Source organism: Nonomuraea sp. NPDC002799 (assembly GCF_053592075.1).
On record NZ_JBSFVA010000037.1, the window covers coordinates 62,736 to 78,515 of the forward strand.

Consider the following 15,780-nt stretch of genomic DNA (forward strand, 5'->3'; position numbering starts at 1 on the left):
GGAAGTTCCGGCGGGGCCGCCGCGTTGCTCAGAGCATGGATCATCGTTACGCCGACGCGGACGTCATCAAGCGCCTGCTCCACCGGTCACGGACGTGGGCCTTCGTGGGCCTGAGCGACAACCCGGAGCGCACGGCCTACGACCAGGCCCGCCTGCTCCAGTCGAGGGACAAGCGGATCATCCCGGTCCATCCGGATGCCGAGACCGTGCTGGGCGAGCCGGGATACGCCCGGCTGGCCGACGTTCCCGTCCAGGTGGACGTCGTGGCGGTGTACCGGCGCTCGGAGTTCGCGGCGCGGGCGGTGGACGAGGCGATCGCGGCGGGCGCCGGCGCGATCTGGCTGCCGCTCGGCGTGATCGTCGAGGCCGCCGCAGGGCGCGCCCTCGACGCCGGGCTCGACGTCGTCATGGACCGGTGTCCCGGCGTCGAATGGGCGCTGCGCCGGTAGGCGGGCCGCCCCAGGCCGCCGCCTTTACGCTGTAGATCACGCGATCGTGTCGAAGTCCCGAAAATACTGGAAAATACTGGGACTGTTGGTACGCTCGCGCCATGAGTGACGGGCTGGACGATCTGGAGCGCCGGATCGACGGGCTGCGCGCGGGCGTGCGCAAGGCGATGCGGGACAAGGACGGCGGCACCGCCCGCGTGCTCCGCGCCGAGCTGCGCACCGCCGAGCGCGCCTGGGACGCGCTGGTCACCGGCGAGCAGCCGCGGGCCGAGCCGGAGCCGCCCCGTCTGGTCACCGTCCGCGAGCAGGTGCACCAGGGGCTGCGGGTGCTGGGCGCGGCGGCGCAGCCGAGGCTGATCGTGGCCGTCAGCGACGCCTTCTTCGGCGGCACGATCCGCAGCAGCCGGCTCACCAGCCTGCGCAGGGACGAGGAGCGCTCGTTCCGTTCCACGCCGCACGGACGCCCCTACTACCTGTGCGCGGCCCTGACCGACCGCCTCTCCCCCGCCCGCGGCCTGCTGACGCTCAGCACGTGGCCGCTGGAGCGGCGCGTGGTCGGCCCGCTCAGCCCCCGGGTCGACTTCCTGACCTGCGCCATCGCGATCGCCTCCCAGGAGGGCGCGGGCGAGCGGGGCGGCCGGTTATTGGTGCGCATGGCCAGGAACATCCCCGGCGCCGCCGACGCCGCCGCCATCGGCCCGCCGGACCGCGCGCGGGTGATCGAGGCGGCCCGCGCGGAGTTGCGCGTGCACGCCGAGCGCGACACGCGGGACCGCGCCGAGCTGGCAGGACGCGCGGCGGCGCAGCTCGGTGACGTCGCCCGGCTGTTCGGCGCCGCTACGCTGAGCACGATCAAGAAAGAGGGGGCCAAGTGAGCGGCTTGAAGCGCGAAGGCGATCCCGTGCACCGGCTCGACGCCCTGCGCGGCACGACGCCGCCGCACCCGCACGACGCCCGCGCCATCGCGGCGCTGGCCGCGAACCCGGGCTGCACCCGCCGGGCCCTGCTGGACGGCGCCGGGGTCGACAAGGACGCGGCGGCCCGGCATCTGGGCTTTCCCGCGCCGTTCGGGCAGTCGCCGTTCGCGATCACGCGCGGCAACGTGTTCGAGTCGCTGGTCAAGGCCGACGGCTGCGCGGAGCTGCTGCGGATGTTGCGCGAGCTGCTCGGCCTGCCGGTCGCCGAGGTCTCCTACCACGACGTGGAGAACGTCGGAGCCCACCTGCGCCACGCCCACACCAGGGCGCTGATCGACCGCGCGGCGGGCGACGGCCAGGACGCCGGCACCCTGTACGACCATCCGCTGCTCACCCTGGAGATCGCCGGGCACACCGCCTTCCTGGAGCCCGACGTGGTGGCCTTCCAGCTCGGCGGCCGCTTCCACATCGTGGAGATCAAGTCGTTCGCGGTCGTCGACGGCCAGGCCGACCCCGCGGCGGTGGCGGCGGCGGCGCGGCAGGCGGCGGTCTACGTGCTGGCGCTGGGCACCCTGCTGGAGGAGCTCGGGCACGACCCCCGGCAGGTCTCCCACGACGTGATCCTGGTCTGCCCGGAGAACTTCGCCAACCGCCCGGTCGCGACCCTGGTCGACGTCCGCAAGCAGCTCGCCGTGCTGCGGCGCCAGCTCGCCCGGATGACCTCGCTCGACCGGCTGCTCGACGGCCTGCCCGACGGGCTGACGTTCGACCTGCGGCCGGACAAGGACGGGCGCCCCACCCGGCCGGCCGCCGAGCTGGCCGACGCGCTGCGCGGCGCCACGGCCCGCTACGCCCCCGACTGCCTGTCGGCCTGCGACCTGTGCTTCTTCTGCCGGGACGAGGCCCGCCAGGAGGGCGCGTCCGACCTGCTCGGCCGCCAGGTGCGCGACGAGCTCGGCGGCGTCGCCTCGGTGGCCGAGGCGCTGGGCCTGGCCGACGGCACCCGCGACCCCGCGCCGGGGCAGGAGGAGATCGCCCGCCTGCTCCAGGGCGCCGAACGCCTGCGCCGGGAGTGCCTCGACCTCGCGCCCGCCGGAGGTTCGTGAGGTGAGCCTGCTGACCTCGCTCGCCCGGCTGCGGGCCCTCGACGAGGGCATCGCGCAACCGGTCGCGACCGTCAGGCACGTGCACCTGTCGGCGCGGCCGATGGTGTTCATCCCGCTCAAGCTGTCCGGCGAGGCCGCCGCGCCGCTGGCCGCCATGCTCGGCACCGACCGCGAACGGCCGCGCCTGCTGGTGGTGACCCAGCCGCGTAACCGCGACCTGCGTTTCGCCTGGGCCGCCGAGCTGGCCGGGGTGCTGCTGCCGTACGTCGAGAGCTTCCTGGCCGGCACCGAGACGGTGGAGCGGCGCAACGCCGACCCCTACGAGCGGACGGTCGACGCGCCGCAACTTCTCGTGCCCAACCAGGCCGGCGTGGCCTTCACCAGGCTGCTGGGCCGCTCGACCCGCTTCCGCCGGGCCGACGGCCCCTATCCGGTGCCCGAGCGGGTGCCGCTGCTGGGGCGGTGGCTGACCTACTTCGGGGAGCGGGCCGCCTACCCCGGCTCGTCGCTGATGGTCGCCATGACCGAGGAGCTGGGCCGCCACTGGGCCAGCGGGCAGAGCGGGCTGGAGGACGCCAACCTGGCCGCCCTGGTCGGCTGGATCACCGAGGGGCCGGGCGAGGCGGCCGAGGATCCGCTGATCTGGCCGCCCGCCGGGCCCGCGACCGACCCGGGGTTCGACGGGGAGGTGCTGGCGCCGGCCATCGAGAACGGCTCGCCCGAGCGCATCACCGAGGCGCTGCGCACCCAGGTGGAGCCCACCTGGCGGCTCATGTGGCAGGCCGTCGACCTGCTCGCCGGGCTGACGGCGGGCGCCAGCGTGGCGCAGCGGTGGGAGCAGGACCGCGGCTCGTTCAGCGGTATGGCGGCGCACGTCGCCGAGGGCGCGCCGCCGCAGGCCAGGCGGGACGGCGCCGTCTCCGCCGCCGCCAAGCTGTCGCGCATGGAGCGCGCCCAGGCCGCCTACGACGTGCAGCGCGCCTACGACGACCCCCTCGTCATGGCCGAATACCGGCTCACCGGGGAGGCGTTCGCGGGCGAGGTGATCGAGGTCGTGCCCGACAACGTCGAGGGCGAGGGCCGCTCGCGCAAGCTCCGCCCGCTCGTGGTGATCAAAACCGACGATCCGGTACGCCTGCCGCCCGGCACCTCCCTCGGCACCCCGCAGCGCCGCGCCCAGGGGGCGGAGCTGGTGTCGGCGGACGGAGGACTCGTCACCCTGAAGATCACCAAGGGCATGGGGCGGGGCAAGACGGCGGCGCCGGGCGCGGTGCCCGAGGTCGGCGAGCGGGTCTGCTACAGCTCGCTGACCGACGACTTCCAGGGCTCACCGAGCCTGCCCGACTCCGAGGCCACGCCGTGGACGCACGGCGGGCCGCCGCAGGACTACGTGCCCGACGACGAGGACGCCCAGGAGGAGTGGTCGTGACCGACAGCCCGGAGCAGGTCATCGCGAACGTGCTGGCGGACCTGCCCCGGCACCGCGGCGTGGTGGTCGACTCGCCGCCGGGTGCGGGCAAGTCCACCCTGGTCGTGCGCGCCGCGGCGCACATCGCGGCGACCGGCGAGCCGCTGATGATCGTGGCCCAGACCAACGAGCAGGTCGACGACCTGGTGGGCCGGATCTCCGACCGGCATCCGCGTCTGACGGTGGGCCGGCTGTCGGCGGGCGGTTACGTGCCGCCGCTGCGCATGCTGGAGCTGCCGGGCGTGCGGGTCGGCACCCGGATCCAGGATCTCGGCGATCCCGACATCGTGATCGCGACCGCGGACAAGTGGGCCTGGATCAGCGGCCGGGTGTGGCCGTGGGCGATCGTGGACGAGGCGTACCAGATGCGCTCGGACAAGCTGCTGCGGATCGCCGGATTGTTCGAGCGGGCGCTGTTCGTCGGCGATCCCGGGCAGCTCGACCCGTTCTCGATCGTCGACGGCGACCGCTGGTCGGGGCTGTCCTGGGACCCGCTGCAGAGCGCGGTGTCGGTGCTGCTGCGGCACAACCCGGACCTGCCCGTGCACCGGCTGCCGGTGTCGTGGCGGCTGCCGGCCTCGGCCGCCCCCGTGGTGTCGCGGGCCTTCTACCCCTTCACCGGGTTCCGGTCGGGCACCGGCGACGGTGACCGGCGGCTGGAGCTGGTGACGGGCGGCATGGGCACGGTGCACGACCGGGCGCTGGAGGAGGCCGCGCGGTCGGGATGGGCGCTGCTGGAGCTGCCGAACCGGCACACCGTGCGCACCGACGGCGAGGCCGTCGAGGCGGTGGCCGCGCTGGCGCGGCGGCTGCTGCAGCGGGGCGCGGTGGCCGGCTCCGAGCAGGGCGAGCGGCCGGTGACGGCCGAGCGGATCGCGGTCGGGGCGGCGCATCGCGACCAGGTGGCCGCCATCCGGGCCGCGGGACTGCCGCCGGACGTCACCGTGGACACGGCCAACCGGCTGCAGGGCCGGGAGTACGACGTGACGATCGTCCTCCACCCGTTGTCGGGCCGCCGCGACGCCACGGCGTTCCACCTGGAGTCGGGGCGGTTGTGCGTGCTGGCCTCCCGGCACCGGCACGCGTGCGTGGTGGTGGCCAGGGCGGGGATCGCCGAGCTGCTCGACGCGCACCCGTCGGCGGACCCGGTGCAGCTCGGGGTGCCGGTGAAGTTCCCCGACGGGTGGGAGGCCAACCAGTCGGTCCTGGACCACCTGTCCCGGCACCGCGTTTAGCGGCCGTCTCCCCCGGGTCGTTCAGCGGGCCGTTCCCCGGGTCAGAGGCGGCGGCGCCAGACGTCGATGGCCAGCACCAGGCGCATCCCCGCCGACTCGTACAGTCCCAGCGCCGGTGTCGTGTTGTTGGAGTCGACGTGCAGGATCGTGCCCTTGCGCCCGCGGGCCGCGTCGGCGGCGAAGGCGTGGCGCAGCAGGAACCGGCCGAGCCCCCTGCCGCGGAACTCCCGCAGCACGGCCAGTGTGGCCACGTAGCCGCACTCCTCGTCGGGCACGAACTGGTCGGTGCCGATCAGCAGCGCCGCCGGCCGGCCGTCGATCCTGGCCAGCGTGCACTGGCTCCAGTCGGTGGCGGTCATCGCCTGCCTGCGTTCGTACCACAGGTCGTAGCCCGCCGGGACGAAGCCGAAGTGCTCGGCGAACCCCTCCTGGTGCACCCGGTGCGCCTCGCGGCGCACGTCGTCGCTCTCGCCGGTGTGCAGCGTGAGGCCGGCCGGCGGGGCGGGCGGGCCGAGCGGGCCGTCATGGTCGATGCGCATGCGGTGATAGCTGGTGCCGGGCTCGAAGCCGAGCTCCTTGACCGCGCGCTGCTTGCCGTGGTCGGCGCGGTAGACACCGACGTGCGCGGTGGCGCCGTCGTGGCCGCGCTCGGCGGCCAGCTCGCGGGCCCGGCCGAGCACGCGCTGCCACAACTCCGCCGCCAGGCCCTCGACGCCGGGGCGGACGATCACCTCGACGTCGACCAGGTCGCTGTCGCCGTTCGCAAACGCCCAGGCCCAGCCGGCCGGCGCGCCTTCGGCGTCGTACGCCAGCCAGCCGTCCCTGTCATGGTCGAAGCCGGGCTCGGCCAGCTCGTCGGCGATGTCGGCTAGCGTCATGTCGGGCACCCCGATCACCGTGGTGTCGTAGGCCGCGACGAGCTCGTGAATGACCTGGGCGTCTTCCGCCCGCGGCCGGCTGAACCGATGCATGTGCGAAATTGTCCTCAAAAACCCCGGCCGGGCGCCTCCTATTTTCCCGCGTGGCTGTCCGGGGCGGGGGCCTGCTCACCGGAGGCGTCCAACGGGTTCCCGCCGCGCAGCGGGATCTCCTTGATGAAGGCCGCCAGCACCGGCACGGCGACGGCGAACACGATCGCCCACCAGAACACGCCGGTGATCGAGGTCGCCAGCGACTCCAGCAGCCCGGTGCGCCGCCCCTGCGCCATCCGGGCGAGCGCCGCGGGGTCGATCCGCATGCCGCCCCTGGCGAGCCGCTCCGCCTCCTCGGGACCGAACCTGCCGGTCAGCTCCGACAGGAAACGGTCGTTGAAGATGGCGCCGAACAGCGACACCCCGAACGAGCCGCCGATCGAGCGGAAGAACGTGGAGGTGCTGCTGGCCACGCCGAGGTCGCGCTGCTCGACGCTGTTCTGCGCGATGAGCAGCGTGGTCTGCATGAGGAAGCCCATGCCGAGGCCGAGCACCGCGATGTGCACGCCGGTCACCCACGCGGGCGTGGTGACGTCCATGGTGGACAGCAGCCACATGCCCGCCACCATGCCGGCGCCGCCGAGCACCGGATAGATCTTGTACTTGCCCGTGCTGGTGATGGCCCGGCCCACGACCAGCGAGACCACCATGGCGGCCCCCATCATCGGCAGCAACAGCAGGCCGGAGTTGGTGGCCGTGGCGCCCTGCACCAGCTGCTGGAACATCGGCAGGAAGTTGATCACGCCGAACATCGCGAAGCCCAGCAGGAAGCCGATGAGCGAGATCAGGGTGAAGTTGCGGTCGCGGAAGAGCTGCAACGGCATGATCGGCTCGGCGGCCCGGCGCTCGGCCAGGACGAACGCCGCCAGCGTCACCACGGCGGCCGCCGCCAGGGCGAGGATCTGCCAGGAGCCCCACGCGTACTGTGCGCCGCCCCAGGTCGTGATGAGCACCAGGGCGGTGATGCCGGCCGACAGCAGGACGGCGCCCAGCCAGTCGATGCGCACCCGGTTGCGTAGTTTGGGCAGGTTCAGCCGGGCCACGATCAGCACCAGGGCGACCGCGCCGACCGGCAGGTTCACGTAGAAGGCCCAGCGCCAGTCGAGGTGGTCGGTGATGAAGCCGCCGACCAGCGGGCCCGCGATCATCGCCAGCGACATGACGGCGGCCATGATGCCCTGGTACTGCCCGCGTTCGCGGGGCGGCACCAGGTCGCCGATAATGGCCATGACGTTCACGATCAGGCCGCCCGCGCCCAGGCCCTGCACGGCCCTGAAGACGATGAGCTCGGTCATGCCGCCGTCGACGCCGCCGAAGAACGACGAGCCGGCCATGCCGCAGAGCGCGGAGCCGATCATGAAGATGACGATGGAGATGAGGAAGATGCTCTTACGGCCGTAGAGGTCGCCGATCTTGCCCCAGATCGGGGTCGAGACGGTCGTGCCCAGCACGTACGCCGTGACGACCCAGGAGAAGTGCGCCAGGCCGCCGAGCTCGCCCACGATGCGCGGCATCGCCGTGCCCACGACCATGTTGTCCAGCATCGCCAGGACCATCGCCAGCATCAGTCCCGGCAGGACGACCATGACCTCGCGGCGCCGTCCCCCCGCCGCCGTCGCCAACTCCGCCACTGCGCACCCCCACGCTCTGGATCGTGCTTACTTGCCGCCCGGCAAGCATAGAATAAGGTAAATACTTACTTGTCGGCCGTCAAGTCAGAATAGGTGCGAAGTGCGGGAAGACACGAGAGCCCGGATCCAGGAGATCGCCCTGAGGCTCTTCACCGAGCAGGGGTACGAGGCGACCTCCCTGCGGGAGATCGCCGAGGAGCTCGGCGTGACCAAAGCCGCTCTTTACTACCACTTCAAGACGAAGGACGACATCGTCACGAGCCTCGTCGAGTTGCGCGTCACCGAGATGCAGGAGCTGCTCGCCTGGGCGCGGAGCCGGCCGAAGACCCTGCAGACGCGCCGCGAGCTGCTGGAGCGCTACGCCGGCAAGCTCAAGGAGGGCCGCTACCTCCAGGTCGCCCGGTTCCTGGAGCGCAACCAGACGGCGCTGCGCGACCATCCGAAACTCAGGCTGATGCGCGCGGCGATGCTGGAGCTCACCAGGGAGATGAGCGGCCCCGACGCCACGCCGGCCGAGCGGGTCAGCCGCTCGCTGGCGCTGTTCGCGCTGCACGCGGGCAAGTGGCTGCCGCTGGAGGGCGGGCTGACGGAGGACGAGGTCGACAAGGCCTGCATGGACGTCGCCATGAGGTTGCTGGAGCCCTAACGCTTCGGACGTCCGTTACCGAAAGGGACGATTGGGGCGCAGGATCGGGGGCAGAAGTGCCCCGCAAAGCAACCCCACGGGAGGAGACGCAGTGGAGGCCACGATAGCGCTCCGGCTGCCCAGGGACGCGGCGAGCGTCCCGGTGAGCAGGCAGATGCTGGACGGAACGCTGCGGTCGCTCGGCGTCGACCAGCAGGTCCGCGAGGACATCGAGCTCATGCTCAGCGAGGCCTGTTCCAACGTGATCAGGCACGCGGCCCCCAGCGACGACTACACGGTCAGCGCGACCCTGCGCGACGACCTGTGCGTCATCAAGGTGATCGACACCGGCGGCGGCTTCGACCCGCGCCAGGTGACCGAGCCCGAGCCCGGCGCGGAGAACGGGCGGGGGCTGCAGATCATGCGCGCGCTCGCCGACGACATCCGGTTCACCAACAAGCGCGAGAACGGCGCCATGGTCTGCCTGGAGAAGCGGCTGAAGTTCGCCCCGGGGGCGGTGGGCCGGCACCTGATGGCGACCTGAGCAAGGCGGTCGGCCCGGGTCGCGTCCCCATGACGCGGCCCGGGCCTCGTCATGTCTGATCGGCCCGGGCCGCGTCACGCGGGCTCGGGCCGAGCCATGCCGGATCGGCCCGGGCCGCGTCATGTCAGATCCTGCTGCGGCGGGCGAGCCCCCGGTGCCGGCGGAACCCGAAGCGCGATTCCCCGGCGATCCGGTGCGGCGCCCTGGGCGGGCCGTCACCGAGCACGAAGCGGCGGCGCAGGCGCGGGGTCCGGCCGGTCAGCTCGGCCCGGAGCCGCTGCGGCACGGCGCTCCCGCTGAGTTTCAGCGCGAGCGGCGCCCGCCGGCGGCTCAGCCGTCTTCGCAACGCCCCCCAGTCGGTCATCGACCCGGCCAGCGCCGCGAGGACGGCCAGGAAGACCACCGCGACGAGGAGAACGGCCAGGACGATGAGGAGCGAAGCGATTACCAGGGACCCGATCGCGCCGAGCACAGCCAACATTTGGCCAAAAATGCCCGCTCACCAGCACTTTATGCCAGTTTTGGGAGATATATCGACCTTACTATGACGCAGGACCGCCGTTGAGCTGGTCGAGCCGCCCCGGCAGGAGGTCGAGCCGGCGCAGTATCACGCCCTCGCGCAGCGCCCACGGGCACACCTCCAGCCGGTCCACCTCGAACAGGTCCATGGCCGCGTCGGCGACCAGCGCCCCGGCGGCGAGCTGGGCCGCGCGCCCCTCTGAGACGCCGGACAGCTCGGCCCGCTCGACGGAGTCCATGGTGGTGAGCTTGATCGCCCAGTCGGCCATGTCCTGCCGGGACAGCGCGCGCGAGATGTAGTGGCCCTCATGGGAGGGCGCCGCGCCGGCGATCCTGGCGAGCTGCTTGAAGGTCTTGGACGTGGCCACCGCGCGGTCCGGCTCGCCGAACCTGACGACGTCGCCGACGGAGCGGGCGATCTCGGCGCGCACGTGCTTGCGCAGCTTGCGCACCTCATCGGCGGACGGCGGGTCACCGGTGAACCAGTCGCGCGTCAGCCGCCCCGCGCCCAGCGGCAACGACACGGCCGCGTCCGGCTCCTCGTCCACCCCCGCGGCGATCTCCAGTGAGCCGCCCCCTATGTCGAAGGCCAGCAACCGTCCCGAGGACCAGCCGAACCACCGGCGCACGGCCAGGAACGTCAGCCGGGCCTCGTCACGTCCGGACAGCACGGAGATGTGCACCCCGCTGCGCTCCTGGATCCGCGCGAGCACCTGCTCGCCGTTGGCGGCCTCGCGCACGGCGGAGGTGGCGAAGGCCAGCAGGTCCTCCACCCCCTTGTCCTCGGCCAGGTGCACGGCCTCCTCGACGAACGCGCCGAGCCGCTCGACGCCCTCACCGACCAGGCGGTTGTCCGCGTCGAGGTACTCCGTCAGCCGGAGCCCCTCCTTGTGGGAATAGGCGGGCATGGGCCGGGCGCCGCGATGGGCGTCGACGACCAGTAAATGGACGGTGTTAGAACCGATGTCCAGCACGCCGAGTCGCATGGGAAAACGCTACCGGTCTGCGGCTTTTACCGCGAAACGGAGCCAGAAGTGATCGAGCGTGGCAGGCAATGGATCCTCCAAGGTGACGGACGCCCTGACTGAGCGCTCACGCAGGAAGGCGGCCAGGAACGCGGCCGCGGTGAACAGCACCAGGTCCTGCCCGGGGCAGCGGGCGAACCCGGCGCTGAAGGGCACGCCCGCCCATACGCCGCCGCCGTTCAGCCACAACTCGGGCCGGTAGGCGTCGCCGGGTTCGGCCCTGTTGACGTACGGGCTGTAGATGACCACCCGCGTGCCCGCGGGCAGGTCCCACGGGTTGGGGCCGTCGGCGTCGCGCAGGATGGCCAGGGTGGTCGGCCACAGACGCAGCGACTCCAGCACGGCGGCGCGCAGGCGGCCGGGGTCGCGCGGCCCCGGATGGGTCCCGAGCAGGGCGAGCGCCCGGTAGGTGGCGATGGCCGCCGCGTCGAACGCGAACAACCAGTGCGGCACCTGCCCCTCGGCGTGCACGTCGGCCGGGCAGCGGGTGGCGGCGAGCACGGCGGCCAGGCTGCCGGGCTCGGCCCGCGCCAGATGCCCCGCCAGCCTGCGCCGGAAGGCGTTGTAGACGTCGGTGCGGCGCCCGCGCAGGTAGGACCAGTTGGCGTCGCCGCGCAGCCGGTCGAGCTGCCTGGTGAGCGTCACGTCGTCGCGGGCCCCGTCACCGAGCACGACGCGGCGCGCGATCCGCCAGAACGCGGCGTGGAAGCGCCGCCAGGTCAGCGTCCCCTCGACGGGGAGTGTGCCGGCCTCCTGCTCGACGACCTCCTCGAAGGGGGCGAACCCGGAGCAGAGCACCGCCTCGTTGAGCGCGCGCCGCCGCTCGCGCAGGTCCGGCTCCGCCGTGATCAGCACGCCGTCGGGCTGGAAGTGGGCCAGCGCGCCGCGTTTCTCCTTGGTGGCCGGGGCGAACGCCCGGCTCTCCAGCACCGCGCGCACGTCGTGCGCGGCCAGCGGCACCATCATCCGGCCGCGCCCCGGCAGCCGGGCCAGGAGCGGGCCGTCGCCGTGCTCGGCGCGCAGCCGGCGCAGCAGCTTGACGGCCCGGGCGTCGGCGCCGGCGAGCCCGGCCGCGTGCACCGCCATCGGGCGGCGCAGGATCACGCCCTGCGCGACGGCCGGCAGCACCAGCGTGGTGGCGAGCGCGAGGCTCTGCGCGGCCGTGACCTTGGGCAGCCGCGTCGTCGTGGCCATGCTTCAGGGACTACCCTTCCTTGGTGTCATGACACGTTTTGGGGGTATTTTGAGCGCTTGTTGTGGCCCAGGCCGGGACACTGCCGTACGGCCGTACGAGGACGTGCGGATCGCCGTGCGGCGGGCGGCTCCGCGCGGGATGGTGCGCGTGCCCGGGGGCAGGTTCCTCATGGGCGGCGACGATCCGGACGGGCGCCCCGAGGACGGTGAGGGGCCGGTGCGGGAGGTGCGGCTCCAGCCGTTCATGATCGACCCGGCGTGCGTGACGAACGCGCAGTTCGCCACGTTCGTCAAGGAGAGCGGCTACGTGACCGAGGCGGAGCGGATCGGCTGGTCGTTCGTCTTCCGGCAGTTCGCCACGGGCGGGGTGATGGAGGCCACCGTGCCGGGCGCCCCCTGGTGGGCCGGGGTCGAGGGGGCGACGTGGCGCTCGCCCGAGGGGCCCGGCTCCTCCATCGGCGACCGGCAGAACCATCCGGTCGTGCACGTGTCCTGGAACGACGCCACCGCCTACGCCACCTGGGCGGGCAAGCGGCTGCCCACCGAGGCGGAGTGGGAGATGGCGGCCCGCGGCGGGCTCGAAGGCGCGCGTTACCCGTGGGGCGACGAGCTGGCGCCGAAGGGGCGGCAGCGCTGCAACATCTGGCAGGGCCCCTTCCCGGCCGCGCCGAGCAAGGGCACGGTGCCGGTGAAGTCGTTCCAGCCCAACGGCTACGGCCTGTACAACGTGTCGGGGAACGTGTGGGAGTGGACCGCCGACTGGTGGGGCACGGCGTGGGAGCCGGTCGCCGACGATCCCGCGGGGCCCGCGACGGGCACGGCGAAGGTGACCCGCGGCGGGTCGTACATGTGCCACGACTCCTACTGCAACCGCTACCGCGTGGCCGCCAGAACCTCGAACACGCCGGACTCCTCGACCGGGCACACCGGTTTCCGCTGCGCGGCCCTACGCTGATCGCATGTCACGAACTTTGCGACTGTTGATCACCGGCGGCGGGACCGGCGGTCATACCTATCCGGCCCTGACGACCCTGTCGGCCGTCCAGCGACGTCAGGTGCCGCACGACGTGCTCTGGGTGGGCACCGCGAACGGCCTGGAAGCCAGGATCACGGCCGAGCACGGCATCCCATTCAAAGCGATCACCACGGGCAAGCTGCGCCGCCGCCCCAACCTGAAAGAGCTCGGCACCAACATCGCCGACGTGTTCCGCATCCCGATCGGCGTCTTCCAGGCGGTCGGGCACGCGGCCCGCTACCTGCCCGACGTGGTGCTCTCGACCGGTGGTTACGTGGCGGTGCCCATCGGGGTGGCGGCCAAGCTGATCCGCCGGCCGCTGGTCATGCACGAGCAGACGACCGTGGTGGGGCTGGCCAACCGCCTCCTGGCCCGGCTGGCGACCAGGATCGCGTTGTCCCACGAGTCGTCGCTCGACTATCTGCCGGCCTCGGCCAGGGAGAAGGCCGTGGTGACGGGCAACCCGATCAGGCCGGAGCTGCTCCAGGGCAACCGGGCGGCGGCCTATGACCTGTTCGGGCTGACGTTCGAGGTGCCGCTGATCTACGTGACAGGCGGCGCGCAGGGCAGCAAGCAGATCAACACCCTGATCGCCGAGGTGCTGCCGCGGTTGTTGCCGCACGCTCAGATCGTGCACCAGTGCGGGCCCGCCTGGATCGACCAGATGCGGGCGGTGGAGCTGCCGCCCGACCTGGCCGACCGCTACCATCCGGTGCCCTACGTGGGCGCGGAGCTGGCCGACCTGTTCGCGGCGGCCGACGTGGTGATCTCGCGCAGCGGCGCGGGCACGGTGTCGGAGCTGACGGCCATCGGCAAGCCCTCCGTGCTCATCCCGCTGATCCCGACGGGCGGCGACGAGCAGCGCAAGAACGCCGGCTACCTCGCCTCGGCGGGCGCGGCGCGGGCGTTGCTGGAGCCGCACCCGGCGGCCGATCAGCTCCTGGCGGAGCTGATGCCGCTGCTGGCCGACCCGGGGCTGCGCCAGTCGATGGGCTACGCGGCGGCCAGGCTGGGCCGGCTGGACGCCGCCGACGCGCTGTGCGACGTGCTGCTGCAGGCGGCTCAGAGCGTCGCGGCCGGGTCCGCGGGACCGGTCGGGTCCCCGCCGCCGGGGCCGAGATAGCGGAAGGCGTCGCGGGCGGAGCTCACGCTCCGCCTCAGCGCCTGGTCGAGCTGGTCGGCCTCGTGCGCCAGCCGGTCCAGCTCCGGCAGGGCGAAACTGTCGGCCCCCGTCTCGGCCACCAGCTCCTCATACTGGTGCAGCCGCCCGCGCAGCTCCTCGATCTGGTGATGGGCCCGGTAGGCGCGCTCGGCCTCCGCGACGTTGGCGGCGTAACGTTCCAGCGCCTCGACCCGGGCCAGCACGGCGTTCTCGCTGCTGTCGAGCGCCCTGGCCAGCGGCTCGGCCACGGCCGCCACCTCGGGCGTGATCCCCTGGGAGACGGTCTCCCGGTGCTGGGTGCGCAGGGCGGAGAGCTTGGCCAGCAGCCGGGCGATCTCCCACTCCTGCGCGGGCAACATCACCGCGTTGCGCACGTCGTCGAGCAGGCCCTCGGCGTTGACCCGGGAGGCGGTCACGGCGTCGATGGCGCGCCGGCCGCGGGAGAGCAGTCTGCGGGCGGACTCGTCGAGGTCCTCCACCAGCAGGTAGTGGCCCTCGTACCGGAGCAGCCGCTCGTAGGTCTCCCTCTCGTCGCCGTCCTCGTCCTCGTCGTTGTCGCGCAGGTCGTCACGGAGGAAGAGCACGATCATCAGCGGGACGCCGATCAACACCAGCATCAGCAGGCCCAGCCCCTGGCGCAGGAAGCCGAGGCCGGCCAGCATGCCGATGAAGGCCACGGTCCCGAGGGTCGCCATCATGCGGAAAGGCGAGGTGGTCCTGACCCGCCGCGCATCGGGGGCCCAGCCCCGGCGCATCTTGATCAGCACCTGCCGGCCGCCCCTGAGGAGCCGGGCATCGTCCGGCGGGATCCCCGGGTCTACCATCACGTCCGCCACGAATCCGGATTCTAAGGGAATGCAGCCGTTAAGGCGGCGAAAGCCTCAGGCGGGCGGCCCTCGTACCCGGGCCGCCCGCTCATCCTTCGAGGTAGCGGAAGGCCTCGTGCGCGGACCGGACACTGCGCCGCAACGTGCGTTCGAGCACGTCGGCGTCCTCCGCCAGGCGTTCGATCTCGGGCACGGCCAGCGCGTCGGCGCCCGACTCGGCCAGCAGCTCCTCGTAACGCGGCAGGCGGGCGCGCAGCTCCTCGATCTGGCCCTGGGCGTGGTAGGCGCGCTCGGCCTCGGCGACGTGGCCGGCGTAACGTTCCAGCGACTCGACGCGGGCCACCACGGCGGCCTCGCTGGTGGACAGGGCGCGTTCGAGCGGCTCGATCACCGCGGCCACCTCAGGGGCGATCCCCCTGGCCAGCAGCTCCCTGTGCTCCACGCGCAGCGCCGACAGCTTGGCCAGCAGCCGGGCGATCTCCCACTCCTGCGCGGGCAGCATCACCGCGTTGCGGGCGTCGTCGAGCAGCCCCTCGGCGTTGACGTGGGAGCGCAGCACGGAGCCGATCGCGCGCTGCGCCCTGGTCAGCACGAGCCTGGCCTCCGGGTCGAAGTCCTCGGACAGCAGGTAGCGGCCGTCGTACCAGCGGGCCTGCTCGTACACGCCGCGCTCGTGCGGCCGGTCGTCGTCGGGCACCTCGCTCATGGAGGCGATCTTGACCAGGACGATGAAGACGTACGTGCCCAGCAGCACGAATCCGGCCGGCGCGAAGCGCGAGGCGAGCAGGACGGCCATGAGGGCGATGACGACGGGGGTGGCGGCCAGCAACGCCGCGCTGGACGGGCTGCGCCGGCGCGTGGGCCGCACATCGGCCGGGGGCACCCAGCCGGATCTGACCCTCGACAGCAGCGGGGCGTTGGCACGCAGCACACCGGCGACTTCCGGCGGCACTCCCGGATCGACGACCACACCCACGCTCTGTCCTGGCACCCTGGCGCCCCCAACGCTCGTGATGTTGGGATATTACGTAACATTCGGCTTGAGTGGCAGCCTCGCAAAGGTGAGGCCGGGAAACCACCGGGCGCACTCAC

Annotated in this window: 16 protein-coding genes; 9 read left to right on the plus strand and 7 right to left on the minus strand. The window is 72.7% G+C overall.

The annotated features are described in order from the left end of the window. Window positions 1–35 precede the first annotated feature (35 nt). From ACWD0F_RS42200 to ACWD0F_RS42220, 5 genes are all read left to right on the plus strand, one after another. The gene (locus ACWD0F_RS42200; RefSeq protein WP_449887200.1) at window positions 36–449 is read left to right on the plus strand and encodes a CoA-binding protein; all 414 of its coding nucleotides are present in this window, start codon (window positions 36–38) and stop codon (window positions 447–449) included. 101 nt (window positions 450–550) lie between these two features. Then, window positions 551–1,324 carry a hypothetical protein gene (locus ACWD0F_RS42205; RefSeq protein WP_449887201.1) on the plus strand — a complete coding sequence of 258 codons (774 nt, stop codon included), beginning with the start codon at window positions 551–553 and terminating at the stop codon, window positions 1,322–1,324. After that, a complete protein-coding gene (locus ACWD0F_RS42210; protein WP_449887203.1) occupies window positions 1,321–2,472 on the plus strand; it encodes a hypothetical protein in 1,152 nt (383 codons plus the stop codon). The genes ACWD0F_RS42205 and ACWD0F_RS42210 overlap by 4 nt, the downstream gene beginning before the upstream one ends. Before the next feature lies 1 nt (window position 2,473). Then, window positions 2,474–3,901, plus strand: coding sequence for a hypothetical protein (locus ACWD0F_RS42215; RefSeq protein WP_449887204.1), 1,428 nt, complete (start codon window positions 2,474–2,476; stop codon window positions 3,899–3,901). Continuing rightward, on the plus strand, window positions 3,898–5,175 hold the full coding sequence (locus ACWD0F_RS42220) for an AAA family ATPase (RefSeq protein ID WP_449887206.1): 1,278 nt from the start codon (window positions 3,898–3,900) through the stop codon (window positions 5,173–5,175). Before ACWD0F_RS42215 ends, ACWD0F_RS42220 begins: the two co-directional genes overlap by 4 nt. A gap of 41 nt (window positions 5,176–5,216) precedes the next feature. Here the strand turns inward: ACWD0F_RS42220 and ACWD0F_RS42225 are convergent, their stop codons facing one another. Both ACWD0F_RS42225 and ACWD0F_RS42230 read right to left on the minus strand, forming a co-directional pair. Then, complete coding sequence (locus ACWD0F_RS42225; RefSeq protein WP_449887207.1) at window positions 5,217–6,146, minus strand: GNAT family N-acetyltransferase; 930 nt, start codon at window positions 6,144–6,146, stop codon at window positions 5,217–5,219. 38 nt (window positions 6,147–6,184) lie between these two features. Then, window positions 6,185–7,777 carry an MDR family MFS transporter gene (locus ACWD0F_RS42230; RefSeq protein ID WP_449887208.1) on the minus strand — a complete coding sequence of 531 codons (1,593 nt, stop codon included), beginning with the start codon at window positions 7,775–7,777 and terminating at the stop codon, window positions 6,185–6,187. Window positions 7,778–7,877: 100 nt separating this feature from the next. Here ACWD0F_RS42230 and ACWD0F_RS42235 point away from each other — a divergent pair, with 100 nt between their 5' ends. Both ACWD0F_RS42235 and ACWD0F_RS42240 read left to right on the plus strand, forming a co-directional pair. After that, window positions 7,878–8,423: a TetR/AcrR family transcriptional regulator gene (locus ACWD0F_RS42235; protein WP_449887210.1), complete on the plus strand. Its 546-nt coding sequence runs from the start codon at window positions 7,878–7,880 to the stop codon at window positions 8,421–8,423. Window positions 8,424–8,514: 91 nt separating this feature from the next. Beyond that, window positions 8,515–8,946, plus strand: a complete 432-nt coding sequence (locus tag ACWD0F_RS42240; RefSeq protein WP_449887212.1) for an ATP-binding protein — start codon at window positions 8,515–8,517, stop codon at window positions 8,944–8,946. Between the two features lie 124 nt (window positions 8,947–9,070). On the opposite strand, the gene ACWD0F_RS42245 is transcribed toward ACWD0F_RS42240, so the two are convergent. The 3 genes from ACWD0F_RS42245 to ACWD0F_RS42255 all read right to left on the minus strand — a co-directional run bounded on the left by ACWD0F_RS42245 (window position 9,071) and on the right by ACWD0F_RS42255 (window position 11,684). Next, on the minus strand, window positions 9,071–9,427 hold the full coding sequence (locus ACWD0F_RS42245; protein ID WP_449887214.1) for a hypothetical protein: 357 nt from the start codon (window positions 9,425–9,427) through the stop codon (window positions 9,071–9,073). A 61-nt stretch (window positions 9,428–9,488) separates the two neighbouring features. After that, the gene (locus tag ACWD0F_RS42250; RefSeq protein ID WP_449887216.1) at window positions 9,489–10,451 is read right to left on the minus strand and encodes a Ppx/GppA phosphatase family protein; all 963 of its coding nucleotides are present in this window, start codon (window positions 10,449–10,451) and stop codon (window positions 9,489–9,491) included. 9 nt (window positions 10,452–10,460) lie between these two features. After that, window positions 10,461–11,684, minus strand: coding sequence for a cytochrome P450 (locus ACWD0F_RS42255; protein WP_449887218.1), 1,224 nt, complete (start codon window positions 11,682–11,684; stop codon window positions 10,461–10,463). Window positions 11,685–11,823: 139 nt separating this feature from the next. Here ACWD0F_RS42255 and ACWD0F_RS42260 point away from each other — a divergent pair, with 139 nt between their 5' ends. Together ACWD0F_RS42260 and ACWD0F_RS42265 are read left to right on the plus strand one after the other, a co-directional pair. Then, window positions 11,824–12,639 carry a formylglycine-generating enzyme family protein gene (locus tag ACWD0F_RS42260; RefSeq protein ID WP_449887251.1) on the plus strand — a complete coding sequence of 272 codons (816 nt, stop codon included), beginning with the start codon at window positions 11,824–11,826 and terminating at the stop codon, window positions 12,637–12,639. Between the two features lie 4 nt (window positions 12,640–12,643). Next, window positions 12,644–13,822, plus strand: coding sequence for a UDP-N-acetylglucosamine--N-acetylmuramyl-(pentapeptide) pyrophosphoryl-undecaprenol N-acetylglucosamine transferase (locus tag ACWD0F_RS42265; protein WP_449887220.1), 1,179 nt, complete (start codon window positions 12,644–12,646; stop codon window positions 13,820–13,822). Here the strand turns inward: ACWD0F_RS42265 and ACWD0F_RS42270 are convergent. Together ACWD0F_RS42270 and ACWD0F_RS42275 are read right to left on the minus strand one after the other, a co-directional pair. Further along, the gene (locus tag ACWD0F_RS42270) at window positions 13,762–14,697 is read right to left on the minus strand and encodes a hypothetical protein (protein WP_449887222.1); all 936 of its coding nucleotides are present in this window, start codon (window positions 14,695–14,697) and stop codon (window positions 13,762–13,764) included. The genes ACWD0F_RS42265 and ACWD0F_RS42270 overlap by 61 nt on opposite strands. Window positions 14,698–14,776: 79 nt before the next feature. Further along, the gene (locus ACWD0F_RS42275; RefSeq protein WP_449887224.1) at window positions 14,777–15,664 is read right to left on the minus strand and encodes a hypothetical protein; all 888 of its coding nucleotides are present in this window, start codon (window positions 15,662–15,664) and stop codon (window positions 14,777–14,779) included. Window positions 15,665–15,780 lie beyond the last annotated feature (116 nt).